The organism is Streptomyces sp. SID9727, assembly GCF_010550605.1.
Taxonomy (GTDB): Bacteria; Actinomycetota; Actinomycetes; order Streptomycetales; family Streptomycetaceae; genus Streptomyces.
Window position 1 is genome coordinate 1 of sequence record NZ_JAAGNI010000105.1, and the last position, 420, is coordinate 420.

Sequence of the window (420 nt, forward strand, 5' to 3'; positions counted from 1 at the left end):
GGCCGGGGTGCTGGGGTCGGCGCCCGGCGTGCCGGGCAGCCCGGCACCGGGCTGGTACGCGGCGGGCCCGGCCGGACGCGTACCCACGCCCGCGCCGTGCGAGCCGCCTGGGGCGGCCTCGTCCGTACCCATGCCGACGCGGTACGAACCGGACGCGGCGGCCTCGTCCGAACCCATGCCGACGCGGCACGAACCGGACGCGGCGGCCTCGTCCGTACCCACGCCGAGTCCGTGCGGACCGGACGCATCGACCGCCTCCGTAGCCACGCCGACGTCATACGAACCCGACGCGTCGCCCTCGCGCGCGCCCGCCATCCCCGGCGCCTCGACCGCACCCGCGACCCCCGCGCCCAGAGAGCCGCCCGGCTCCCCGGCATCCGGGGCCGCCCGGTCCGCGTCGGCGGGCGGGAGGGCGAAGGA

The 420-nt window shown here is 80.0% G+C and carries 1 pseudogene; it reads right to left on the minus strand.

Features of this window, described 5'->3' with window-relative positions:
* Window positions 1-420 (minus strand): annotated as a pseudogene (locus tag G3I41_RS05985) (hypothetical protein); the annotation flags it as partial.